Source organism: Mitsuaria sp. PDC51, assembly GCF_900113225.1.
GTDB lineage: Bacteria > Pseudomonadota > Gammaproteobacteria > Burkholderiales > Burkholderiaceae_C > Roseateles.
Window position 1 is genome coordinate 1,453,088 of sequence record NZ_FOZE01000001.1, and the last position, 21,953, is coordinate 1,475,040.

21 protein-coding genes are annotated in these 21,953 nt (G+C 69.0%); 7 read left to right on the plus strand and 14 right to left on the minus strand.

Annotation, left to right across the window (positions count from 1 at the left end):
* Nucleotides 1-29: 29 nt before the first annotated feature.
* Both mog and yjgA read right to left on the minus strand, forming a co-directional pair.
* A complete protein-coding gene (gene mog, locus BM393_RS06445; protein ID WP_091723678.1) occupies nt 30-644 on the minus strand; it encodes a molybdopterin adenylyltransferase in 615 nt (204 codons plus the stop codon).
* On the minus strand, nt 637-1,248 hold the full coding sequence (gene yjgA, locus BM393_RS06450) for a ribosome biogenesis factor YjgA (RefSeq protein WP_091723680.1): 612 nt from the start codon (nt 1,246-1,248) through the stop codon (nt 637-639). Before yjgA ends, mog begins: the two co-directional genes overlap by 8 nt.
* Nucleotides 1,249-1,369: 121 nt before the next feature.
* Between yjgA and pmbA the strand changes: the two genes are divergently transcribed.
* On the plus strand, nt 1,370-2,737 hold the full coding sequence (pmbA, locus tag BM393_RS06455; protein ID WP_091723683.1) for a metalloprotease PmbA: 1,368 nt from the start codon (nt 1,370-1,372) through the stop codon (nt 2,735-2,737).
* A 191-nt stretch (nt 2,738-2,928) separates the two neighbouring features.
* Entirely contained in the window at nt 2,929-4,011 is a 1,083-nt protein-coding gene (locus BM393_RS06460) for a TRAP transporter substrate-binding protein (protein ID WP_091723686.1), read from the plus strand.
* Between the two features lie 118 nt (nt 4,012-4,129).
* On the opposite strand, the gene BM393_RS06465 is transcribed toward BM393_RS06460, so the two are convergent.
* The 7 genes from BM393_RS06465 to BM393_RS06495 form a co-directional block, all read right to left on the minus strand.
* Nucleotides 4,130-4,354, minus strand: coding sequence for a hypothetical protein (locus BM393_RS06465; RefSeq protein ID WP_091723688.1), 225 nt, complete (start codon nt 4,352-4,354; stop codon nt 4,130-4,132).
* Nucleotides 4,355-4,459: 105 nt separating this feature from the next.
* Nucleotides 4,460-4,936, minus strand: coding sequence for an RES family NAD+ phosphorylase (locus BM393_RS06470; RefSeq protein ID WP_091723690.1), 477 nt, complete (start codon nt 4,934-4,936; stop codon nt 4,460-4,462).
* Nucleotides 4,933-5,484, minus strand: a complete 552-nt coding sequence (locus BM393_RS06475; protein WP_254783228.1) for an antitoxin Xre/MbcA/ParS toxin-binding domain-containing protein — start codon at nt 5,482-5,484, stop codon at nt 4,933-4,935. The genes BM393_RS06470 and BM393_RS06475 overlap by 4 nt, the downstream gene beginning before the upstream one ends.
* Nucleotides 5,485-5,748: 264 nt before the next feature.
* Nucleotides 5,749-7,773: a hybrid sensor histidine kinase/response regulator gene (locus tag BM393_RS06480; protein ID WP_175538206.1), complete on the minus strand. Its 2,025-nt coding sequence runs from the start codon at nt 7,771-7,773 to the stop codon at nt 5,749-5,751.
* A gap of 4 nt (nt 7,774-7,777) precedes the next feature.
* Complete coding sequence (locus BM393_RS06485) at nt 7,778-8,236, minus strand: response regulator (RefSeq protein WP_091723694.1); 459 nt, start codon at nt 8,234-8,236, stop codon at nt 7,778-7,780.
* 11 nt (nt 8,237-8,247) lie between these two features.
* Entirely contained in the window at nt 8,248-10,617 is a 2,370-nt protein-coding gene (locus BM393_RS06490) for an ATP-binding protein (protein ID WP_175538207.1), read from the minus strand.
* Nucleotides 10,614-11,321: a biliverdin-producing heme oxygenase gene (locus tag BM393_RS06495; protein WP_175538208.1), complete on the minus strand. Its 708-nt coding sequence runs from the start codon at nt 11,319-11,321 to the stop codon at nt 10,614-10,616. The genes BM393_RS06490 and BM393_RS06495 overlap by 4 nt, the downstream gene beginning before the upstream one ends.
* A 292-nt stretch (nt 11,322-11,613) precedes the next feature.
* Here BM393_RS06495 and BM393_RS25605 point away from each other — a divergent pair, with 292 nt between their 5' ends.
* Nucleotides 11,614-11,988, plus strand: a complete 375-nt coding sequence (locus BM393_RS25605; protein WP_175538209.1) for a response regulator — start codon at nt 11,614-11,616, stop codon at nt 11,986-11,988.
* 319 nt (nt 11,989-12,307) lie between these two features.
* Here the strand turns inward: BM393_RS25605 and BM393_RS06505 are convergent, their stop codons facing one another.
* Both BM393_RS06505 and BM393_RS06510 read right to left on the minus strand, forming a co-directional pair.
* Nucleotides 12,308-13,648 (minus strand): sigma-54 dependent transcriptional regulator, encoded by a 1,341-nt coding sequence (locus tag BM393_RS06505; protein ID WP_091723698.1) that lies wholly within the window; start codon nt 13,646-13,648, stop codon nt 12,308-12,310.
* Nucleotides 13,641-15,533 carry an ATP-binding protein gene (locus tag BM393_RS06510; protein WP_091723700.1) on the minus strand — a complete coding sequence of 631 codons (1,893 nt, stop codon included), beginning with the start codon at nt 15,531-15,533 and terminating at the stop codon, nt 13,641-13,643. The genes BM393_RS06505 and BM393_RS06510 overlap by 8 nt, the downstream gene beginning before the upstream one ends.
* Before the next feature lie 283 nt (nt 15,534-15,816).
* Between BM393_RS06510 and BM393_RS06515 the strand changes: the two genes are divergently transcribed.
* Genes BM393_RS06515 through BM393_RS06530 form a run of 4 tightly spaced genes read left to right on the plus strand, consistent with a single transcriptional unit; the run spans nt 15,817 to nt 19,430 of the window.
* Entirely contained in the window at nt 15,817-16,740 is a 924-nt protein-coding gene (locus tag BM393_RS06515; RefSeq protein ID WP_091723702.1) for a branched-chain amino acid ABC transporter permease, read from the plus strand.
* A gap of 10 nt (nt 16,741-16,750) precedes the next feature.
* Entirely contained in the window at nt 16,751-17,875 is a 1,125-nt protein-coding gene (locus BM393_RS06520) for an ABC transporter permease subunit (protein WP_091723704.1), read from the plus strand.
* 22 nt (nt 17,876-17,897) lie between these two features.
* A complete protein-coding gene (locus tag BM393_RS06525) occupies nt 17,898-18,689 on the plus strand; it encodes an ABC transporter ATP-binding protein (protein ID WP_091723707.1) in 792 nt (263 codons plus the stop codon).
* A gap of 24 nt (nt 18,690-18,713) precedes the next feature.
* Complete coding sequence (locus tag BM393_RS06530; protein WP_091723709.1) at nt 18,714-19,430, plus strand: ABC transporter ATP-binding protein; 717 nt, start codon at nt 18,714-18,716, stop codon at nt 19,428-19,430.
* 112 nt (nt 19,431-19,542) lie between these two features.
* Here BM393_RS06530 and BM393_RS06535 read toward each other — a convergent pair whose 3' ends face one another.
* From BM393_RS06535 to BM393_RS06545, 3 genes are all read right to left on the minus strand, one after another.
* The gene (locus BM393_RS06535) at nt 19,543-20,112 is read right to left on the minus strand and encodes an N-acetyltransferase (RefSeq protein WP_183478701.1); all 570 of its coding nucleotides are present in this window, start codon (nt 20,110-20,112) and stop codon (nt 19,543-19,545) included.
* A gap of 169 nt (nt 20,113-20,281) precedes the next feature.
* Nucleotides 20,282-21,265, minus strand: a complete 984-nt coding sequence (locus BM393_RS06540) for an alpha/beta fold hydrolase (RefSeq protein ID WP_091723713.1) — start codon at nt 21,263-21,265, stop codon at nt 20,282-20,284.
* Between the two features lie 169 nt (nt 21,266-21,434).
* Nucleotides 21,435-21,923, minus strand: a complete 489-nt coding sequence (locus BM393_RS06545) for a MarR family winged helix-turn-helix transcriptional regulator (RefSeq protein ID WP_091723715.1) — start codon at nt 21,921-21,923, stop codon at nt 21,435-21,437.
* Between the last annotated feature and the right edge of the window lie 30 nt (nt 21,924-21,953).

Sequence of the window (21,953 nt, forward strand, 5' to 3'; positions counted from 1 at the left end):
GGGGCCTGCGGCGGCCGCCGTCGTCGCGGTCACGCCGGACGCGGTGGGCGCTGCGCGGTCTTGGGACGGAACGCGGCGCAGACCGCGTCGCGGGTTTCCAGATAGGGGCCGCCGAGCAGATCGATGCAGTAGGGCACCGCGGCAAAGATGCCGCTGGCCGCGGCGTGGCCGGCCAGCGTCTCGGCGATTGCCTTGGGCTGGCCGGGCAGGTTGATGATCAGCGCGCGGCCGCGGATCACCGCGACCTGCCGGGAGAGGATGGCCGTGGGCACGAAGTGCAGCGAGATCTGCCGCATCTGCTCGCCGAAGCCCGGCATCACCCGGTCGGCGACGTCCATCGTCGCCTCGGGCGTGACGTCGCGGATCGCGGGACCGGTGCCGCCGGTGGTCAGCACCAGGTCGCAGGCGGCCTCGTCGACCAGGTCCCGCAGCGTGGCGGCGATCTGCTCGCGCTCGTCGGGGATCAGCCGCGGCTGGAACTCGATCGGATTGATCAGCGCGGAGCGCAGCCAGTCCTGCAGCGCGGGCAGGCCCTTGTCCTCGTAGACGCCGCTGGAGGCGCGGTCGCTGATCGAGACGATGCCGATCCGTACCGGCTCTGGCGGGGGCAGCGCGGCGGCGTCGACCGGGGCGGCGTCACTCATCGTCGCCCTCGTCGTCACCATCGTCCGCGGTGTCTTCGTCGCGCGACCCGCCCTTGGCGGCCAGCAGGTGCGCCTTGATGAACTGGAACAGCTCGCGCCAGGCGCGGCCGTTGCGCTGCTCGACCGCCTGCGCTCGGTCCTTGCGGGCGGCGCGGATCAGGCTGCGCAGTTGCTGCACGTCGACCTCTTCGAAGCTGTCGATGAAGCCCTGCAGCGCGTTGTCGTCCTCGACGAGGCGGTCGCGCCAGCGCTCGGCCTGGTGCAGTTCGAGCGAGTCCTGCGCGCGACCGAGCTTGAACTCGGCCACGGCCTCCCTGATCGGCGCCGGATCGACCTGGCGCATCAGCTTGCCGATCAGTTGCAGATGGCGCTTCTTGCCGCTGCGGGCGGTGCCGGCCACGATGCGGCGGCCTTCCTTGATCGCGTCCATCAGCGCCTCGGGCAGGTCGAGCGCGGCCACGCGCTTCTCGGGCAGCGTCAGCAGTTCGGCGCCCAGCGCCTGCAGCGCGTCCATGTCGCGCTTGAGCTGGCTCTTGCTGGGGCGGTCGTCTTCGAAGTCGTCGAAGTCCGCGCGGTCGTCGTGGTCGTCGTGATCGGGGTGCATGGGGGAAGAAAGCGAGAAGCCCCGACCGGAAGGGGCGGGGCACAGCGCCCGTATGATAGTCGCCACCCCGCCGCGGCCTCGGATCTCCCCAGGCCGCGCTGCTTTCACAGAGACCGCATTCATGAGTCAAGCCGAGCAAGGATTCGCCTACAGCCAGGACCATTTCCGCCAGTTGATCGAGGACGTCCTGGCCGAGGCCAAGCGCCTGGGCGCCAGCGACGCCGGCGCGGAAGTGTCCGAGGGCAGCGGCATGTCGGTGTCCGTGCGGCGCGGCGCGCTCGAGAACGTCGAGCGCAACCGCGACAAGTCGCTGGGCATCTCGGTCTACCTGGGCCAGCGCAGAGGGAACGCCAGCACCTCGGACTTCTCGCCGCAGGCGCTGCGCGACACCGTGCGCGCCGCCTACGACATCGCCCGCTTCACCGCCGAGGACGAGTTCGCCGGCCTGCCCGACGAGCAGGACCTGTCGCTGGACGAAGCCGCGCGGCCGTCGCTGGACCTGTTCCATCCCTGGGCGATCACCGCCGAGCAGGCGGCCGAGCTGGCGCTGCGCTGCGAGGACGCGGCGCTGAAGACCGACCCGCGCATCACCAATTCGGAAGGCGCGGCGGTGTCGGCGCAGCAGTCGCACTTCTTCTCGGGCAACTCGCGCGGCTTCCGCGGCGGTTATGCGAGCTCGCGGCATTCGGTGTCGGTGGCGCCGATCGCCGGCCGCGGCGCCGGCATGGAGCGCGACGCCTGGTACAGCTCGATGCGCGACGCGGCCGAGCTGTCGTCGCCTGAATCGATCGGCCGCTATGCCGCCGAGCGCGCGCTGGCCCGCCTCAAGGGCCGCAAGGTCAGAACGGCGAGCGTGCCGGTGCTGTTCGAGGCGCCGGTCGCCGCCGGCCTGCTGGGCGCGCTGGTGCAGGCCACCAGCGGCGGCGCGCTGTACCGCCGTGCGAGCTTCCTGCTCGACAGCCTGGACCAGCAAGTCCTGGCACCGCATGTGGAGGTGGTCGAGGACCCGCATGTGCTCAAGGGCAAGGGCAGCTCGCCATTCGACGACGAGGGCGTGACGACCAAGGCCCGCACCGTGGTCGAGGCGGGCGTGCTCAAGGGCTACTTCCTGTCGACCTACTCGGCGCGCAAGCTGGGCATGCGCACGACCGGGCATGCGGGCGGTTCCCACAACCTGACGATGCGCAGCAAGGCCACCGCGCCCGGCGACGACCTGCCGACGATGCTGCGCCGGCTGGGCACCGGCCTGTTCGTGACCGAGCTGATGGGGCAGGGCGTCAACTACGTGACTGGCGACTACTCGCGTGGCGCGAGCGGCTACTGGGTCGAGAACGGCGTGATCGCGCATCCGGTTCACGAGATCACCATCGCCGGCAACGTCAAGGAGATGTTCCAGCAGATCGTCGGCATCGGCGCCGACACCTACACGCTGGGCAGCAAGACGGTGGGATCGATCCTGATCGAGCGCATGAAGCTGGCCGGCGCCTGAGCGGCCCGGGCTTCCCCGTTCTCCGACGAAGCGGCGCCCCGGCGCCGCTTCTGTTTTTTCGTGCTGCGGTCCTGGGCGCCCCCCGGGCTTGTCAGGTTGACGCCAGCCCGGCGGTGGTTAATCCTGCGTGCGCCCAAGGCCGCCCCGGGAGGGTGGTCCATACCAACGAAAGCAGCGAAACAGGAGACTTCATGGAGCGTCGTTCCTTCGTCAAGAATGCCGGCCTGGCCGGCGTGCTGGCCGCCGGTGCGGCCCCGGCCATCGTGCATGCGCAGGCCAACATCCGCTGGCGCATGGCTTCGAGCTTCCCCAAGCAGCTCGACACGATCTACGGCGGCGGCGAGGTCTTCGCCAAGAAGGTCAGCGAGCTCAGCGGTGGCAAGTTCCAGATCAGCGTGCATGCGGGCGGCGAGCTGATGCCGGCCTTCGGCGTCGTCGACGGCGTGCAGAACGCGACGGTGGAGATCGCGCACACGGTGCCGTACTACTTCTTCGGCAAGGACGAGACCTTCGCGATCGGCGCGTCGATCCCGTTCGGGCTGAACTCGCGGCAGATGACCGCGTGGACCTTCCACGGCAACGGCCTGAAGCTGATGCGCGAGTTCTACCGGAACTACAACATCATCAACTTCCCCGGCGGCAACACCGGCGCGCAGATGGCGGGCTGGTATCGCAAGGAGATCAAGTCGGCGGCCGACTTCAAGGGCCTCAAGTTCCGCATCGGTGGCTTCGCCGGCCGGGTGATCGAGCGCATGGGCGGCGTGCCGCAGAACCTGCCGGGCGGCGAACTCTATTCGGCGCTGGAGAAGGGCACGATCGATGCGGCCGAGTGGGTGGGACCGTATGACGACCTGAAGCTGGGCTTCAACAAGGTCGCGCCGTTCTACTACTACCCCGGTTGGTGGGAAGGCGGCCCGCAGGTCGACTTCTACATCAACACCAAGGCCTACGAGGGCCTGTCGGCGGAGTACAAGGCGATCGTCGAGGCAGCGTCGGCCTACACCCATGTGGACATGCAGGCCAAGTACGACGTGCTGAACCCGCAGGCGCTCAAGCAGCTGGTGGCGGCCAAGACCAAGCTGATGCGCTTCCCGAAGGATGCGATGGACCTGGCGTTCAAGGAGTCGATGGCGCTGTACAGCGAGCTGTCGGCGAAGAACCCGAACTGGAAGAAGGTGTACGAGGATTACGCCAACTTCCGGCGCGACCAGAACCTGTGGTTCCGCTTCGCGGAAGCGGGCTTCGACGACTTCATGCAGTCGCAGCGGTTCTGAGCGAGCTCAGGCCTGATTGAAGCGAGCCGTGTCCGGGAGGGCACGGCTTGTTGGCTTTTGGAGGGGCGTGTTGCTGACCAGCCGGAAGCGAGGCATCGCGGGTGGCCGGATCTAGTCGTCAGCTTCGTCCCGAATCCGCGTTTTGCTTGGCCGCGCGCACCATCGCGCGATAGTCCATCAGTCTTCGAACTAGATCCTCGTCCCGAGCGTAAAAGACTTCAGGGCAGGGGTTGGTGGGACGAACGGCGTTGACGATCAACTGCCCAAGGCGTAGGTCGGGTGACTCTTCCCAGGCGGCTCGCAACGCTGACAGGATCTCGTCGATTCGGGCGGGATTTCGCATGGGGCAAAGCCTACTCCAAGCTGGCCCCAAGTCGATTCATTGAAATGAGAGACAGCCTCGGCCGCGGCGCTCAACTGCGGCCACCGGCCACGCCCATCAGCCCGTTCATTTGATGCGGCGGTCGTAGTGCCACGCTCGCAGCTTGGTGGCCGTGATGTCCTTGATCGCTGGATGGATCGGGTTGATGAGCACGTTCGATTCTTCGGGAACGATCACCGACGGCACCACCAGGAGCGGTGATTCGCCTTGCGTGAGCCATGCGTCACCGATGTCCAACGAAACCCGTCCCTCGGGAATAGCGCTCCAACCCGGGTTCAGGTCTTCCGCCCGAAGAACGGACTTGCAGGCCCACACCTCCTCCGGCACGTCGATCCGAATGAGATAGCGATTGAGCGGGAGCGAGCCATCTTGCAGATGCACGACAGTTTCCAGGCAGGACAGGGAGGCGGTGACCGATGTGTAGACAACCGGACGCCCAGCACGATTCCAACGGCCGCCCGAGATTTCCGCGCCCTTGCCGCTGAGGTCCTCGGCCAGGTACTCGCGGGTGTCCGTCGCGATCCGCCAGAGCTGGATGCTCACGCGTAGGCTCCGCTCTGCATGCGCGCGATCAGGTTGGACACCAACTGCTGACCTTCCGCGGTATCCATGAAATCAGCGGGCTTCCTGCCGCCCAACGCCGGCAGCGGACGATCCAGCCACGTCGCGGTCCAGGCGGGTGCATCGAAGTCCGTCGGGTCGCCGGACTCCTCGACCATCGCCTGCACTTGGCCGACGAGGCGCGCCATGCCGATGACCTTCGAGCTTTCGTCCGGCGAGAGCAGCTTGTTCTCGCGGGCCTTGCGCTCAACGGTCGCACGCGCCAGTCCGAGCGTGCCCAGAAACTTCTCCTTCGGCATCGCCATCTGCTTCGCGAGGTCTTCTACGACGCAGGGATGGATGCCCTGCTTGACGATGACGACCCGTTCCATGGGCTCGGCGTAGAACAGGATCCGGTAGGTCTCGGCGTTCAGATGTTCCGTGCAGGCGAACGCCAATACCTTCCTGGTCGATGTGAGCCGTCCGCTCTGGGTGAGCGCCTTGGATGAGGTCTTCATTGCTTGGCGTGCTGCTGAAATCGACTTGGCCATGATGCGCTCCTTCGAGCGCTCAGTATTGCTCATTTGAGCGGGTAATGCATCCATGGCGGAGCCCGGTGGGAATGGCCAGCTAATTCCAGGGGGCGCGGAGCGGGGTAGGGAAGGGCTTGCTCGCATGAAGCAAGTGTTCTCCCTTCACCGATGGCGAGCCATCCGTCAAAGCTGCGCTGATGACGTCATGGGCGACGTGAGCGAGTGGGGCCGCCGACTGGAATCAGTGGGGATATGTCCACAGCACTTGCCGCGCGCGTCCCCTCAATCCGCCCCAATCCTTCGCCCCAACACCTCCTGGATCGTCCGCGTCAGCGCCCCCAGTTCGATCGGCTTGGCGACATACCCCTGGAACCCCGCCGCCAGCCCCTCCTGCCGGTCCGCGACCATCGCGAAGGCCGTCAGCGCCAGCGCCGGCAACTCCTCCGCGCTGCCGCCCGGCAGCTGCCTCACCGCCCGGATCAGCGAGCGGCCATCCATCTCCGGCATGCCGATGTCGGACACCAGCAGGTCGAAGCGCTCGCCGTCCGTCAGGCGCGACAGCACCTCCGCCGCGCTGCCCGCGACGCTGACCTTCGCGCCCAGCCGGCTCAGCGCCACCTGGCCCACTTCGCGCGCGTCCTCCTCGTCGTCGACCAGCAGCACCCGCACGCCCGACAGCGTCTCCTCCGAGAGCTCCACCGGCGCCGCGCTCGGCGGCGGCGGCAGGGCCTGGTCGGCCAGCATCGGCAGGCGCAGCTCGAAGCAGGCGCCGCCGCCCGGGCCGGGACTGGCGGCGCTGATGCGGCCCTTGTGCAACTGCGCGATCGCGCGCGCGATCGCCAGGCCCAGGCCGAGGCCGCCGACCTTGCGCGTGGACGAGCCGTCCTCCTGCCGCAGCCGGTCGAAGACGTAGGGCAGGAATTCCGGCGAGATGCCGCGCCCGGTGTCCTGCACGCGCAGCAGCGCCTCGCCGTCCGCGACCTCGACCTGCACGTCCACGCGTCCGCCGCCGTCGGTGAACTTGATCGCGTTGCCGATCAGGTTGGTCAGCACCTGCGCCAGCCGCTGCGCGTCGCCGGCGATCCACACCGGCTCGGGCGCGGCGCAGTTCAGCGCGACGCCCTTGCCCTGCGCCTCGTGCAGCGCGCCCAGCACCGACTCCGAGGCCAGCGCCGACAGGTCCAGCGGCGCCGTCTGCAGCACCAGCTTGCCGGCGGCCACCGCGCTCATGTCGAGCAGGTCGTTGATCATCCGGCCCTGCAGCTGCGCATTGCGCCGGATCACCGCCGCGGCCTTGCCCAGCATCGGATGCGCGTCCGAGAAATTAGACAGGATGTCCGCCCAGCCGGTGATCGCGCTCAGCGGCGAGCGCAGCTCGTGCGACAGCACCGCCAGGAACTGGTCCTTCAGCTCGTTGGCCCGCTCCGCCTCCTCCTTGCCCTGGCGCAGCGCCTGCTGCGCCTCGTAGGCCGGCGTGGAGTCGCGGATGATCTTCGAGAACCCGGTCAGCGCGCCCGACGCGCTGAACAGCGGCGTCACCACGCCCTCGGCGCGCAGCCGCGTGCCGTCCTGGCGCATCAGCCAGCGGTCATCCCGGGCCGAGCCCTGCGTCAGCGCGAGCGCCAGCTCGTTCTCGAGCACGTCCGCGGCGCGGTCCTCCGGCGTCAGCAGGATTTCCGCCGACATGCCCCGCACCGCCTCCAGCGCATGGCCGAAGATCGTGCCGGCGGCGCGGTTCCAGTCGCGGATCCGGCCCTCGGCGTCGAGCAGGATGACCGCATGGTCCTGCAGCGAATCCACCACCCGCGCATACAGCGCGTCGGCCTCGCGCAGCTGCGCCTCGACCTGCCGCTGCGCGTCGCGCTGGCGCACCTCGCGCAGCGCGCGGTCGATGGCCACCGGCAGCCGCGCCAGGCGGCCCTTCATGACGTAGTCGGTGGCGCCGCGCTTGAGCAGCTCCACCGTGTTCTCCTCGCCGATCACGCCCGACACGAAGATGAAGGGCGTGCCCGGCACCAGCCGCTGCGCCAGCGCCAGCGCCTCCGCGCCGGTGAAGCCCGGCAGCTGGTAGTCCGACAGGATCAGGTCGAAGCGCTGCGTCTCCAGCGCGCCCAGCAGTCCCGGCTCGTCCTTCACCCAGGTCACGCGCGCCCGCGGATGCGTGGTCTCCAGCGAGGCCAGCAGCAGCTCCGCGTCGAAAGTGGAATCCTCCAGCAGCAGGATCTCCAGCGGCGGCGCGCCAGCCGCGATGGCGGATGCGGCGCTCGTCGGCGCACCGGACGGGGGAAGGGGCGCGGAATCGGCCATCGCGTCATTCATAGCGCCGCGCGGCGCGCAGCGAGCCCGGTGGCGGCTCGTTCAGCACCGCCCAGAACACGCCCAGGTCGGCGATCGCGGCGACGAACTGCTTGAAGTCCACCGGCTTGACCACGTAGGCATTCACCCCCAGCGCATAGCTCTGCACCACGTCCGACTCCGTCTGCGACGAGGTCAGCATCACCACCGGGATGCTCTTGAGCGCCTCGGTGGCGCGCACCGCCTTGAGCACTTCCAGCCCGTTGACCTTGGGCAGTTTCAGGTCGAGCAGGATGACCGCCGGATTGCCCTCGGCGCGGTCGGCATGGGCGCCTTCGCGGTTGAGGTAGTCCAGCGCCTCGGCGCCGTCGCGCACGATGATCACCTCGTTGGCGAGCTGGCTGCGTTCGAGCGCGACCAGCGTCAGCTCGAGGTCGCGGGCGTCGTCTTCGACAAGCAGGATGGGCTTGAGCATGGCGTTCGGCTTCAGGAATCAGGAGAGAGGGAATCGGCGGCGCGAGGCGCCCCTGCGCCGCCGGGGGACAGTGATCGGTGGGTGTCGGTGTCGATGTTGGCCTCGGCCGCCGCGTCGCCCTCGGGCGCCTGGGCCTCCTGCATCGCGCGCGTGGGCAGGGTGAAGCTGAAGCGGGCGCCGCGCTCGGGCTCGCCCCAGGCGTCGACCTGGCCGCCATGGCGCTCGACGATGCGCCGCACGCTGGCCAGGCCGATGCCGGTGCCCTCGAAGCTCTCGCTCTGGTGCAGTCGCTGGAACACGCCGAACAGCTTGCCCACGTACTTCATCTGGAAGCCCACGCCGTTGTCGGCGATGCTCAGGCCCACGCCGGTCTCGTCCTCGACGGCGCTGATCTCGATGCGCGCGACCTCGCGCGGACGCGTGTACTTCACCGCGTTGGCCACCAGGTTGCGCACGGCCACCTGCAGCAGCACCGGGTCGCCCCACAGCCGCGGCAGCGGCCGCTGGATCACCCAGTCGATGCGGCGGTCCTTGTTCATCGCGTTCTGCTCGGCCACCAGGTCGTCGATCATGGGGCCGGTGTGGATGGACGCGTGCTTGATCGCCGAGCGTCCCATCCGCGAGAAGTCCAGCAGCGCGTCCACCAACTGCCCGGCATGGGCGGAGGCCTCCTTCACATGCGCGAGGTAGCGCTGCGAGCGGGCCGACAGCCCCTGGCCCTCCATCTCCAGCACCAGGTCGACGAAGCCCGCGATGTGGCGCATCGGCGCGCGCAGGTCATGCGACACGGTGTAGGAAAAGGCTTCCAGCTCCTTGTTCACGCGGCCGAGCTCCATGGCCACCTCGGCCATCTCCTCGGCGCGGCGCAGCACCACGCCGATCAGCGCCTGCCGCAGCTCCTGCACCGCATGGACCTCGCCCGAGGTCCAGGGCAGCGAGCGGCCGCCGACCTGCTCCTTCCAGCTCGAGAAGCTGCGGCGCGGATGCAGCCGCGTGTCGCGCTCCGTCGTGGGCGTCTTGTGCGGATTGCCGGCCCACACCACGGTCTGCACGATCTCGGGACGGAACCACACGATGTGATGGCGATGCAGCCGGGAGATCGAGATCGCCAGCACGCCCGCGGTGCCGGCCAGCGCCGTCGCCAGCGACGGCGGCACGTCCAGCGCCAGGCGGTCGCTGTGCCAGACCGGGTCGGCGCGATTGGCCAGCCACTGGCCCAGCGTCAGCAGCGTCTCGCGGTCCGGCGTCTCGCCCACCGACCAGCAGCTGTCGTTCAGGATCACCGCCGCGCCGCAGGCCCGGCCCAGTCGCAGCAGCGGCCCCGGTTCCTCCACCAGGCGCTGCAGCGTCGCGTCGCTGTCCGCCAGGTGCGCGACGATCGCCAGTGTCAGCTGGCGCAGGCGCAGCTGCTCGGTGACCTGCTCGTTCTCTTCCTTCGCCTCGATCTGCAGCGACAGCAGCTGCCCCAGGTGCTCGCAGGCCATGCGCGTCTGCCAGGACAGCTGGCGCGGCGCGTGGTCGTGGCAGGACACCAGCCCCCACAGCTGTCCGCGCACGATGATGGACACCGACATCGACGCCAGCGTCCGCATGTTGCGCATGTATTCGAGGTGGACCGGCGACACGCTGCGCAGCGCGGCCTGGGACAAGTCCAGCGCCGTCCCGTCGCGGCCGTCGACGAAGCGCACCGGCACCGGCTCGTAATGGGCGTCGGCGATCAGGCGGATGTGATTGAGGCGGTACAGCTCGCGCGCCTGCGGCGGGATGTCCGAGGCCGGAAAGCGGTGGCCGGCATAGGCGTCGTAGCCGCCGTCGAGCGCCTCGGCGAGCACCTCGCCATGGCCCTCGGCATCGAAGCGGTAGGCCAGGCAGCGGCCGAAGCCGGTCAGGCGCTTCATCTCCGCGACCACCACCCGGCACAGCTCGTCCACCGCGGCGGTGCGCTGCATCATCGGCACCAGGTGCCGGGCCAGGCTGTAGATCGGCGCGCGGTTGCCGCTCTCCTCGACGTCGGCCTCCAGCTCGAAATAACCGCGCTCGCCGAGCCGATGGCCCGACACATGCAGGCGACGCCCCCCGATCACCAACGTGCCGCAGGACACCGGGCCCTCGCCGTCGATCCACGCATGGCGGGCCGCGCGTACCGGATCGAGCACGCCCTCGATGCGCGCCGGCAGCAGGTCGCCCGACTCCGGCAGCAGCGTGCGCCAGTTCTCGCTGTAGGCGACCAGCGCGCCATCGCGCCAGTCCACCGCGACCAGCCAGCCGTGTGGCTGGATCGCGCCGGGGATGCGGATCGGCTCATTGGCGCACTGCGCCATCTGGCGGTCCATCGACGTCGGCGACGGCCCCTGGCCCAAGGTGGCGACGTCCCCGTTCATTGCGGGGTTGCGACCGACGTGGCCGCGGCGGTCGAAACGAATGACATCGACGGAGCGGTCGGAGCGGTCGCTGCGACCGGCAGGTCCGGCGCCGCGGCGCCCACGGACTCGAAGGTCTCGATCAGCGCCTGGAAGGTCTGGACGGCCGCGCGGCAGGCGGCGTTGCGATCTGTCTCCTCGGCGCCGGCCTGCGCATCGGCGAGCTGTCGGAACTCGCGCCACATCGCGCCGGTGCGCTCGCCGAAGCCGTGGAAATAGGCGGCGCCGCGCTCCGGGGTCAGGCCGTGCCGCGCGAGCAGCATCGGCGTCAGCACCTGGCCGCCCAGCGCCGAGCCCTCCAGCACGTACAGCGAGCCGAAGGCGGCGGCCGGGCTGTCCAGTCGCAGCCGGTGCTGCGAGGCCCGGGCCGCGGCGCGCATCGTGTCGTCGTGGGGGAGCGCGAGCACGGCCAGGTCGTGCGCGGCGAACGGGGCGCGCCGGCGCGCGTCGAACCACGGCCGCAGCGACTCGGGCAGCGCGTGGCGCACGCGCTGTTCCCAGAGCTGAAGGAATTCATGGAAGCCGCGCAGGATCCGACCGTAGCGTGCGAGCGGCATCGGCGCCCCGAGCCGGAGCAGCGCCTCGATCTCGTCGTGCAGGGGGGCGGTGCAGCGGCGCAGGCGGGGCAGCAACTCGGTGGAAATGGGAGCGTCGGTCGTCGTCATGGAACTCGGCGGGCGGTCGGGCGCGCGGACGGCGGGGGCGGCGCGAGGGCCGGACCCGGTCGCCAAGGCGCGGATTATGGTCAGAAAGGCGCAGGGCAAAGATCCGTCCCGACCCGGGGTGGAATCGCCGTCCCCCCATTCCGGTGGCAGCCTGAAGCGTCGTTCGTTCCTCGGCGCGCCGAAGATGGCGAGGGCACGGGAATTGCCAACAGAGGGCCATGCCTGCCCGTCGAGCGCCGCTGGCGCGCATGTACGGGAACTTCTCCATGGACCTCTTGCCGCAGGGTTTGCCATGCAACCGTACGCCGTCATCGTCGACGACAACCTCGAATCCAGCGAGACGCTGGCCATCCTTCTGGAGCTGGAGGGCTACACCGCCGCCACCGCCGCGACCCTGGCCGAGGCGCGCGCCCGCATTGCCGCGCGGCGGCCGGACGCGCTGATCCTGGACCGGGCACTGCCGGACGGGCAGGGCATGGACTTCGTCAGCGAGGCGCTCAGCGGTGGTCCGATGACGATCGTCATGCTGACCGGTACCTCGGATCCGGGCGATGCCGCCGAGGCGATCCGGCGCGGCGCCAGCGCCTACCTGGTCAAGCCCGCCACCATCCAGCAGCTCAAGGCGGTGCTGGACGAGGCGCAGCAGGGCGTGCGTCAGGCTGCCTGAACCTGGCGCGACGCCGTCTGGGAAGGCCTCGGTGCGGGGCCGTCGCAGGACGGTGACGTGTCGGGGTATGGGGGAGGGGTTTTCGCGGCCTGCCGGGAAAATCTCTCCCCCATGCTGGCGCAGAGAGATGGCAGGAAGGTAGCGCTTCAACAAGCACCGAGCGCCGTGGGGAGTGAGAAGACCCTCACCCCTCCCTCTCCCGCAAGCGGGAGAGGGTGAAACTCCCCCCGTCCTCTCGCACGCACAAGGGGCACATTCATCCCCTCGCCCCCAGAGGGGGAGAGGGTTAGGGTGAGGGGGTTCCCCCTCGTTCGACGTGTCAACGGAAATCGTCGAGCTGGATCCCGTGCCGGTGCAGCTTGTCGTACAGCGTCTTGCGCGGCGTTCCCAGCAATTCCATCGCCGCCGGCACCTTGCCGCCGGAGCGGCGCAGCGCCTGCTCGATCAGCGCCTTCTCGACCATCTCCATCTGGCGCGCCAGCGCCAGGTTGGGCACCGCCTGGATCGCGGCGGTGGAGTCCAGGTCGTCCAGCGCGAGCACGAAGCGGTCGGCCGCGTTGCGGATCTCCCGCACGTTGCCGGGCCAGTCGTGGGCCATCAGCTCGCGCAGCTTGTCCGGCGTGAGCTCGGGCGCCTCGCGCTCATAGCGCTTGCAGGCCTGCGCGACGAAGTGCTCGAACAGCAGCGGGATGTCCTCGCGGCGCTCGCGCAGCGGCGGCAGCACCAGCGTGGCGATGTTGAGCCGGTAGTAGAGGTCGCTGCGGAACTGCCCGCGCTCGCCCATTTCCTTGAGGTCGGCCTTGCTCGCGGCGATGAAGCGCACGTTGATGACCTGCTCCTCGTTGGAGCCCAGCCGCTCGACGCGGCGCTCCTGCAGCACGCGTAGCAGCTTGATCTGCAGTGGCACCGGCATGGTCTCGATCTCGTCGAGCAGCAGGGTGCCGCCGTTGGCATGCTCGATCTTGCCGATGCGGCGCTTGCCCGCCGAGGTGAAGGCGCCCGACTCGTGGCCGAACAGCTCGCTCTCGAACAGCGCCTCGGGCAGGCCGCCGCAGTTGATGGCGACGAAGTGCCGGTCGCGGCGCGGGCTCTGGTCGTGCAGGCAGCGCGCGACGAGCTCCTTGCCGGTGCCGGTCTCGCCCAGGATCATCACGTCGGCCGAGGTGGAGGCCAGGTTCAGCACCTGGCGCCGCAGCTGCTGCATCGCCGGGGACTTGCCCAGCAGCGCCGCCTCGATGCCGCTGGCGGCCGAGAGCTGCGCGCGCAGTTCGTCCGCGGAGTGGCGCAGCATCCGCAGGTCCAGCGCGCGGCGCGCGGTGTCCAGCAGCCGCTCCGGCGCGAAGGGCTTCTCGATGAAGTCGTAGGCGCCGTTGCGCATCGCCTGCACGGCCATGTTCACGTCGCCGTGCGCGGTGATCAGGATCACCGGGATCTGGGGATCGGTCGCCTGGACGTGCGCCAGCAGCGCGCGGCCATCCATGCCGGGCAGCCGCACGTCGGTGATCACGATCACCTGCGCGCCGGGCTGCACGTGCGGCAGCGCCTCCTCGGCCGAGCGGCAGGGCACGACGCTCAGCCCCTCGAGCTCCAGCGTCTGGGTCAGGCTGACCCGCACCGGCAGGTCGTCCTCGACGAACACGACCTTGTAGCCCTCAAACATACTGACCCTCCTCGGCCTGCCAGGTGTCGACCTCCAGGTCGAATTCGAAAATCATGCCCTGGTCCAGCCGGTGCGCCCGCAGCGCGCCGCCGAACTCGTGGACGATCTTGGACGAGATCACCAGTCCCAGCCCCAGGCCTTCGCCGGCGGGCTTGGTGGTGAAGAACGGCTCGAACAGCCGCGGCAGCAGCGCCTCGCTCAAGCCCGGCCCGCTGTCCTGCACCTGCACGAGCACGCGCCGGCCTTCGTCCGCCGGCACCGCCGCCACGCGCAGCCGGCGCGGGTCCTCGGGGCCGTCGGGCGGCGGCTCCGACGCGATCGCGTCGATGCCGTTGCCCAGCAGATTCACCAGCACCTGCTCGAGCCGGTTGGACTCGGCGCTGACGCGCAGCCCCGGCGGCACGTCGACCTCCACCGCCAGGTCCAGCGCGCGGGTGCGGTGTTCCAGCAGCAGCCGCGCGTTGTTCACGCAGGCCAGCAGCGACACGGCCGTGCGCGCCGGCTCCGCCTTGCGGGCGAAGCTCTTGAGCTGGCGGGTGATTTGTCCCATGCGCTCGACCATGTCGTCCATCGTCTGCAGGTTGTCCGCGACCGCTTGCAGGCGGCCGGCCTCCAGCAGCCGTTGCGAATTCCGTGCCAGCGCGCGCAAGGCCGTCAGCGGCTGGTTGACCTCATGCGACAAACCGGCCGACATCTGCCCCAGCACCGCGAGTTTGCTGGTCTGCAGCAGCTCGCCCTCGGCCTGTCTGCGCTGGGCGATCTGTTCGAGCAGCTCCTCGTTGATCTGGCGGAGTTCCGCCGTGCGTTCGTCGACGATTCTTTCCAGCTGCGCGTGCGCGTTCTGCAATTCGGTCTTGGCCTGGAAGAGTTGTCGCAGCGCGCGCCGGCGCGACGCGAGGTACAGCAGCAGCATCCCGATCGCCGCGCCGAAGGCCGCGCCGCTCCAGGCCGCCAGCCGCGCCTGGCGCCGCACCTCGGACAGGTCGGACAGCGCCAGCAGCCGCAGGCCCAGCGGCAACAGTTGGCGCTCCTGCGCCAGCAGCGTCGTGCTGGCCGGCGCCGGCGCGCGCACCAGCAGGCTGTTGTAGGCCTCCAGCGCGCCGGGCAGGCCCAGGTCCGGACCAACGCGCGGATAACGCGCGCTGGCCTGCAGCCGGTCGCGCTCGGACGCGTCGGCGCGGTTGAGCACGGCGTAGCGCCATTCCTCCACCGAGCTCATGATCACCACGCCCTGGTCGTCGGAGACCAGGATGCGCTCCCCCTGCGAGCGCAGGCCCAGGTCGACCCAGGTCGATTCCAGCGGCGCCAGGTTGAGCTTGACCACGATCACGCCCTGCAGCTGCTGGTGGCGGCGCAGCGGATGCAGCAGGAAGAAGTTGGTCGAGCCGCTCAGCCCCGCCTGGCCGGCGTCGGAGGCGAAGAAGTGATGGCGGTCCTGCTCGATGGCCTGCTGCAGGCGCAGCGGCGGGGTCAGCGGCTCGCTGGAGGCGAGCACGCGGCCCTCGGGATCGGCGACGAAGATCTGGGTCGTGCCCGCGCGCACGTTGACCCGCGCCAGCGCCAGGCTGGCCGATTTGCGCAGGGCCTCGTCGTCGGGATGCTCGACCAGCCGGGTGACGTCCCCGTCGATGGCCAGCAGGCTGGGCAGGTAGGCATGGCGGCCCAGCTCGGTCTGCAGGTTGGACGCGTAGAGCTCCAGCCGCTCGGTGGCCAGGGCGCTGAGCTGGTCGAGGCTGGCGCGCTCGCTGAGGCGGTGGCCCAGCAGCAGCCCCAGCAGCATCAGCACGCCGGTCAGGTAGAGGTAGAAGGTCGGCCGGCCCAGGAAGTACGCCAGCCGCTGGCGGGCGGAGGAGGTGGCGAAGGAGGAGGTGACGACCGGTTCCATGGGAGACGAAAAATCGCCGTCCAGTGTGCCCAAGTTGGCGCGCGCCTTGCACCCGGCGTACCGGCTTTTTTGCGACTGGCGAGGATTCGCCCGGCTGGCTAGGCGGTTTGTGCGGATTTCCGCACTTCGTTGCGTCGCCGAGACTGGGGAGACATGCCCGGCGGGTGCGCATGGTGGCGCCCGCGTCGGTGAATACCCTTGAAACGGACGGATTGGCACGCGGGTTGCACCCGCAAGCGCCGTCACGCGGCGCGAGCCGTGTCCAACAACATGCTGGGGCCTTATGGAGATACTTTTTCAGCAGATCATCAACGGGCTGGTGCTCGGGAGCATGTATGCCCTCGTCGCGCTGGGCTACACGATGGTTTACGGGATCATCAACCTCATCAACTTCGCGCACGGCGAGGTGCTGATGGCAGGCGCCCTGGTGAGCTGGACCGTCGTCACGGCGCTGGCTGGCCTGGGCCTGCCGGGCTGGCTGCTGATGATCATCGCGCTGGCCTGCGCGATCGTCGTCTGCACGCTGCTCAACTTCGCGATCGAGAAGATCGCCTACCGGCCGCTGCGCAACGCCCCCAGACTCGCGCCGCTGATCACCGCCATGGGCATGTCGCTGCTGCTGCAGACGCTGGCCATGATCATCTGGAAGCCGAACCCCAAGCCCTTCCCGCAGCTGCTGCCCACCGACCCGATCCAGATCGGTGGCGCGGTGATCACGGTGACGCAGGTGCTGATCCTGGTCACCACGGTCGTGATCCTGGGCGGCCTGCTGTTCCTGGTGAACCACACCAAGATGGGCCGCGCGATGCGCGCCACCGCCGAGAACCCGCGCGTGGCCGCGCTGATGGGCGTCAAGCCTGACGCGGTCATCTCGCTGACCTTCATCATCGGCGCCGCGCTGGCCGCGGTGGCCGGCCTGATGTGGGCCGCCAACTACGGCACCGTGCAGCATTCGATGGGCTTCATGCCCGGCCTGAAGGCCTTCACCGCCGCGGTGCTGGGTGGCATCGGCAACCTCGCCGGCGCGATGGTCGGCGGCGTGCTGCTGGGCCTGATCGAGGCCATCGGCGCCGGTTACCTCGGCGACCTGACCGGCGGCGTGCTGGGCAGCCATTACGCCGACATCTTCGCCTTCATCGCGCTGATCCTGGTGCTGACGCTGCGTCCGTCGGGCCTGCTGGGCGAACGCGTCGCCGATCGCGCCTGAGGAGCCTCACATGCACAACAAATCCAAGCTGATCACCTTCCTGATCGCCGGCGTGCTGCTGCTGGTGCTGCCGCTGTTCGCGCAGTCCTTCGGCAACGGCCCGGTGCGCATCATCGACCTGGCGCTGCTGTACGTGCTGCTGGCGCTGGGCCTGAACATCGTCGTGGGCTACGCCGGCCTGCTGGACCTGGGCTACGTCGCGTTCTACGCGGTGGGCGCGTATCTCTTCGCGCTGCTCAACAGCCCGCACCTGGCGGAGAACTTCGAGCACATCGCCGCCGCCTTCCCCAACGGGCTGCACCTGCCGCTGCTGCTGGCCATCGCGCTGGCGGCGCTGCTGGCGGGGCTGTTCGGCGTGCTGCTGGGCGCGCCGACGCTGAAGCTGCGCGGCGACTACCTGGCCATCGTGACGCTGGGCTTCGGCGAGATCATCCGCGTGTTCCTGAACAACATGGAATACCCGCTGAACATCACCAACGGCCCGCGCGGCATCGGCCAGATCGACGGCGTCCACTTCCTGGGCTTCGAGTTCAGCCAGAACCACACCTTCTTCGGGATCGAGATCAACTCGGTGTCGATGTACTACTACCTGTTCCTGGCGCTGGTGATCGCGTCGGTGGTGATCTGCTACCGGCTCGAGAACTCCCGCATCGGCCGCGCCTGGATGGCCATCCGCGAGGACGAGATCGCCGCCAAGGCCATGGGCATCAACACCCGCAACATGAAGCTGCTGGCCTTCGGCATGGGCGCGACCTTCGGCGGCGTGGCCGGCTCGATGTTCGGCGCCTTCCAGGGCTTCGTCTCGCCGGAGTCGTTCAGCCTGCAGGAGTCGGTGATGATCGTGGCCATGGTCGTGCTGGGCGGCATCGGCCACATCCCGGGCGTGATCCTGGGCGCGCTGCTGCTGGCGGCGCTGCCGGAAGTGCTGCGCTACGTCGCCGGTCCGCTGCAGGAGATGACCGACGGCCGCCTGGACGCGGCCATCCTGCGCCAGTTGCTGATCGCGCTGGCGATGATCGTGATCATGCTCATGCGTCCGCGCGGCCTGTGGCCGTCGCCCGAGCACGGCAAGTCGCGGCCGCTGCCGCCCGGGGCGCAGCCGCCCGCGAACGCCGGCAGCGCCATCAACGCCTGATCCGTGCCAGGAGCCAGAAAGAATGACTGAAACCGTACTGAAAGTGGCCGGCGCGTCCAAGCGCTTCGGCGGCCTGCAGGCGCTGTCGGATGTGGGCATCGAGATCAAGAAGGGCCAGGTCTATGGCCTGATCGGTCCCAACGGCGCCGGCAAGACGACCTTCTTCAATGTGATCACCGGCCTGTACGTGCCCGATGGCGGCACCTTCGAGCTGGGCGGCCAGGCCTACAAGCCGCAGGCCGTGCACCAGGTGGCCAAGACCGGCATCGCGCGCACCTTCCAGAACATCCGGCTGTTCGCCGAGATGACCGCGCTGGAGAACGTGATGGTGGGCCGCCATGTGCGCACCCATTCGGGCCTGATGGGCGCCGTGTTCCGCACACCCGGCTTCAAGAAGGAAGAGGCCGAGATCACCGCCCGCGCCCGCGAACTGCTGGCCTATGTCGGCATCGAGCGGCATGCCGACTTCAAGGCCCGCACGCTGTCCTACGGCGACCAGCGCCGGCTCGAGATCGCGCGCGCGCTGGCGACCGATCCCAAGCTGATCGCGCTGGACGAGCCCGCCGCCGGCATGAACGCGACCGAGAAGGTGGTGCTGCGCGAGCTGATCGACCGCATCCGCAACGACGGCCGCACGATCCTGCTGATCGAGCACGACGTGAAGCTGGTGATGGGCCTGTGCGACCACGTGTCGGTGCTGGACTACGGCAAGCTCATCGCCTCCGGCACGCCGGCGGAAGTGCAGCGCAACCCCAAGGTGATCGAGGCCTACCTCGGCGCCCACGCGGCGCAGGAAGCGCACGCGGCCCCCTGATCCCGACCTACGGAAATCGAAAAGATGGCAGACAACATCCTCCTCCAGGTCGAGGGCCTCAAGGTGGCCTACGGCGGCATCCAGGCAGTCAAGGGCGTGGACTTCGACGTGCGCGAGGGCGAGCTCGTCTCGCTGATCGGCGCCAACGGCGCAGGCAAGACGACGACGCTCAAGGCGGTCACCGGGCTGCAGCCGGTGGCCGTGGGCGACATCAAGTTCCTGGGCCGCTCGATCAAGGGCCAGGGCGCCTGGAACCTGGCCAAGCAGGGCCTGGTGATGGTGCCGGAAGGCCGTGGCACGTTCACGCGCATGACCATCACCGAGAACCTGCAGATGGGTGCGTTCATCCGCAAGGACAACGAGATCGCCGACGACATCGAGAAAGTGTTCGGCCTGTTCCCTCGCTTGAAGGAGCGCCGCGCGCAGCTTGCCGGCACGATGTCCGGCGGCGAGCAGCAGATGCTGGCGATGGGCCGCGCGCTGATGGCGCGCCCCAAGCTGCTGCTGCTGGACGAGCCGTCGATGGGCCTGTCGCCGATCATGGTCGACAAGATCTTCGAGGTCGTGAACGACATCCACCAGCAGGGCGTGACGGTGCTGCTGGTCGAGCAGAACGCCAGCCGCGCGCTGGAACTGGCCACCCGTGGCTACGTGATGGAGTCGGGCGCGATCACGATGAAGGGCGACGGCAAGGCGCTGTTGAACGATCCGAAGGTGCGCGCGGCCTACCTCGGCGAGTGAGCGACCTCGCGACGGGACCTTCCCGTCGCCGCCAACGACACAGGGCCCCACTGGGGCCCTGATTCATTGGTGGTCAGCGCGCCGCTGTCAGCGCCGTCGGCGGCGCCGCACCTCAGGCCTCGCCCGGGCGGTCGCGCGGCACCATCTCGAGGTAGTCGGCGATGCGGCCGCCATCCAGCGGCTTGACCATCACCCGCAGCGAGTTGACGCGCTGGCCCATGCTGATGCCATCGCGCCGGCGCACCTCGGCAAAACCCTGGCGCTCCCAGAAACGTTCCGCGCGGTCGTTGCCGACGACCACCCCCAGCCGCACCCACGCGGCGCCGCGGCGCCGCATCCAGCGTTCGAGTTCGGCGTAGATCTCGCGCGCGGCCGGCGAGCCATGCAATTCGGTGGCGACGATGAACAGTCCCACCAGCCAGACCCGCGGCGCCATCAGGTCGGACACCAGCGAGGCCATCGCGACCAGTTCGCCCTGGTCGTCCGCATAACCCAGCAAGCGCTTGGCACTGAAGCTCCATCCTTCGGGGGGAAGGTCGCGGATTTCCTCGCGGGCCTCGTCCGGACGGGGTGGGGCGCCGTTGACCTGCTCGAAGTAGAGGGGGTTCCGTTCATAGAACCGCTGCAGCAGGTCCTCGTCGCTGGCCTGGAGTTCGAGCACGTGAACGCGGGGCAGCGACAAGGAGGGGGGAAGGGGGATCGGCATCGGCGAGGTCCACGAGCCGGCGCCTCGCGGCGCCGTCCATCGGAAAGATCACCGAGCGTACCAAACGTCACGCCAGCCGAAATCCCGCGTGGCCCTTCCCCCGAAGGTGGGGGAAGGGCAGCGGCGGGTCACGCCGCGTCGAGGATCACTGGCGGATGAAGGCCAGCAGGTCGGCGTTGACGCGCTCCTTGTGCGTGTCGGTCAGGCCATGCGGCGCGCCGGGGTAGACGATCAGCTTCGCGCCCTTGATCAGCTTGGCCGACGCGCGGCCGGAGATGTCGATCGGCACGATCTGGTCGTCGTCGCCATGGATGACCAGCGTGGGCTTGTCGAACTTCTTCAGGTCCTCGGTGAAGTCGGTCTCGGAGAACGCCTTGATCGAGTCATAGGTGTTCTTGTGGCCGCCTTGCATGCCCTGGAACCACCAGTTGTCGATCAGGCCCTGCGAGACCTTGGCGCCGGGGCGGTTGAAGCCGTAGAACGGACCGCTGGGGATGTCCTTGTAGAGCTGCGAGCGGTTGCCCAGCTGCGCGGCGCGGATGCCGTCGAAGACCTCCTTGGGCACGCCGTTGGGGTTCTTGTCGGACTTGACCATGATCGGCGGCACGGCCGAGACCAGCACCGCCTTGGCCACGCGCGCGGTACCGTGGCGGCCGATGTAGCGCGCGACCTCGCCACCGCCGGTGGAGAAGCCGACCAGCACCGCGTTCTTCAGGTCGAGCGTCTCGATCACAGTGGCCAGGTCGTCGGCGTAGTGGTCCATGTCGTTGCCGTCCCAGGGCTGGCTGGAGCGGCCGTGGCCACGGCGGTCATGGGCGATCACGCGATAGCCCTGGTCGGCCAGGAAGATCATCTGCGACTCCCAGCTGTCCGAGTTCAGCGGCCAGCCGTGGCTGAAGACGACGGGCTGGCCGTTCTTCGGGCCCCAGTCCTTGTAATAGAGCTGCACGCCGTCCTTGGTCGTGATGAAACTGCCGGACGGCTGCGCGCTGGCCACCGGCGCGGGCGCGGCCTTGGCGCGGGCGGCCAGCGCGGGCGTGGCGACCGCGCCGGCGGCGGCGATGGCCAGGGTCGAGAGCGCCAGCAACTGGCGGCGCGATTGACGGGCGAGGGTGGAGAGGGCGTTCATGGTGGTGGCTCCTTCAGGGGATCGCGACAAGGCGCGGTGGTGGGATGCGGAGGCAAGCGGACGAATGTCGGATTGCTTGCTAATAGTTAGTGTGCGAATTAAATGGCAGTCATACGAACGGTTGTTGGCGATGAGAGGAGAGTGAGGAGGGGGTGAGAGGAGGGCGGCTTCAGCCGGATTTGCGGGCCATGCGCTCGCGCAGGGCGAGCAGGCGGTCGCGCAGGTCGATGAGCTCGGCCAGTTCGGTGTCCGAGGCATCGACGATGCATTGGGGCAGGTGGCTCGCGCGCTGGCGCAGGCCGCGGCCGGCAGGGGTCAGCGTGATCAGCACCTGGCGCTCGTCCTGCGGCGAACGATCGCGGCTGACCAGGCCGGCGGCCTCCAGGCGCTTGAGGAGTGGCGTCACCGTCGGGGAGTCGAGGAAGACCCGCTCCGCGATCTCGCCGACGGTCAGGCCGTCGCGCTCCCACAGCACCAGCATGACGAGGTATTGCGGGTAGGTGATCTCGAGGTCCTTCAGCAGCTCGCGGTAGACCTTGTTCAGTCCCAGCATCGTCGAGTAGATCGCGAAGCAGAGCTGTTCATCGATCTGCTGCGGGACACAGACGGCGGACGTGCCGGTCGTGGTCTGCTGCTTGGTGGAGGTGGTGCGTGCCATGGAGACGAAATTTACTTTGTATGCGAATGA

Coding starts and splice junctions, on each gene's coding strand:
- mog (WP_091723678.1), bottom strand. CDS start 644: ATGAGTGACGCCGCCCCGGTCGACGCCGCCGCGCTGCCCCCGCCAGAG.
- yjgA (WP_091723680.1), bottom strand. CDS start 1,248: ATGCACCCCGATCACGACGACCACGACGACCGCGCGGACTTCGACGAC.
- pmbA (WP_091723683.1), top strand. CDS start 1,370: ATGAGTCAAGCCGAGCAAGGATTCGCCTACAGCCAGGACCATTTCCGC.
- BM393_RS06460 (WP_091723686.1), top strand. CDS start 2,929: ATGGAGCGTCGTTCCTTCGTCAAGAATGCCGGCCTGGCCGGCGTGCTG.
- BM393_RS06465 (WP_091723688.1), bottom strand. CDS start 4,354: ATGCGAAATCCCGCCCGAATCGACGAGATCCTGTCAGCGTTGCGAGCC.
- BM393_RS06475 (WP_254783228.1), bottom strand. CDS start 5,484: ATGGCCAAGTCGATTTCAGCAGCACGCCAAGCAATGAAGACCTCATCC.
- BM393_RS06480 (WP_175538206.1), bottom strand. CDS start 7,773: ATGGCCGATTCCGCGCCCCTTCCCCCGTCCGGTGCGCCGACGAGCGCC.
- BM393_RS06485 (WP_091723694.1), bottom strand. CDS start 8,236: ATGCTCAAGCCCATCCTGCTTGTCGAAGACGACGCCCGCGACCTCGAG.
- BM393_RS06490 (WP_175538207.1), bottom strand. CDS start 10,617: ATGAACGGGGACGTCGCCACCTTGGGCCAGGGGCCGTCGCCGACGTCG.
- BM393_RS06495 (WP_175538208.1), bottom strand. CDS start 11,321: ATGACGACGACCGACGCTCCCATTTCCACCGAGTTGCTGCCCCGCCTG.
- BM393_RS25605 (WP_175538209.1), top strand. CDS start 11,614: ATGCAACCGTACGCCGTCATCGTCGACGACAACCTCGAATCCAGCGAG.
- BM393_RS06505 (WP_091723698.1), bottom strand. CDS start 13,648: ATGTTTGAGGGCTACAAGGTCGTGTTCGTCGAGGACGACCTGCCGGTG.
- BM393_RS06510 (WP_091723700.1), bottom strand. CDS start 15,533: ATGGAACCGGTCGTCACCTCCTCCTTCGCCACCTCCTCCGCCCGCCAG.
- BM393_RS06515 (WP_091723702.1), top strand. CDS start 15,817: ATGGAGATACTTTTTCAGCAGATCATCAACGGGCTGGTGCTCGGGAGC.
- BM393_RS06520 (WP_091723704.1), top strand. CDS start 16,751: ATGCACAACAAATCCAAGCTGATCACCTTCCTGATCGCCGGCGTGCTG.
- BM393_RS06525 (WP_091723707.1), top strand. CDS start 17,898: ATGACTGAAACCGTACTGAAAGTGGCCGGCGCGTCCAAGCGCTTCGGC.
- BM393_RS06530 (WP_091723709.1), top strand. CDS start 18,714: ATGGCAGACAACATCCTCCTCCAGGTCGAGGGCCTCAAGGTGGCCTAC.
- BM393_RS06540 (WP_091723713.1), bottom strand. CDS start 21,265: ATGAACGCCCTCTCCACCCTCGCCCGTCAATCGCGCCGCCAGTTGCTG.
- BM393_RS06545 (WP_091723715.1), bottom strand. CDS start 21,923: ATGGCACGCACCACCTCCACCAAGCAGCAGACCACGACCGGCACGTCC.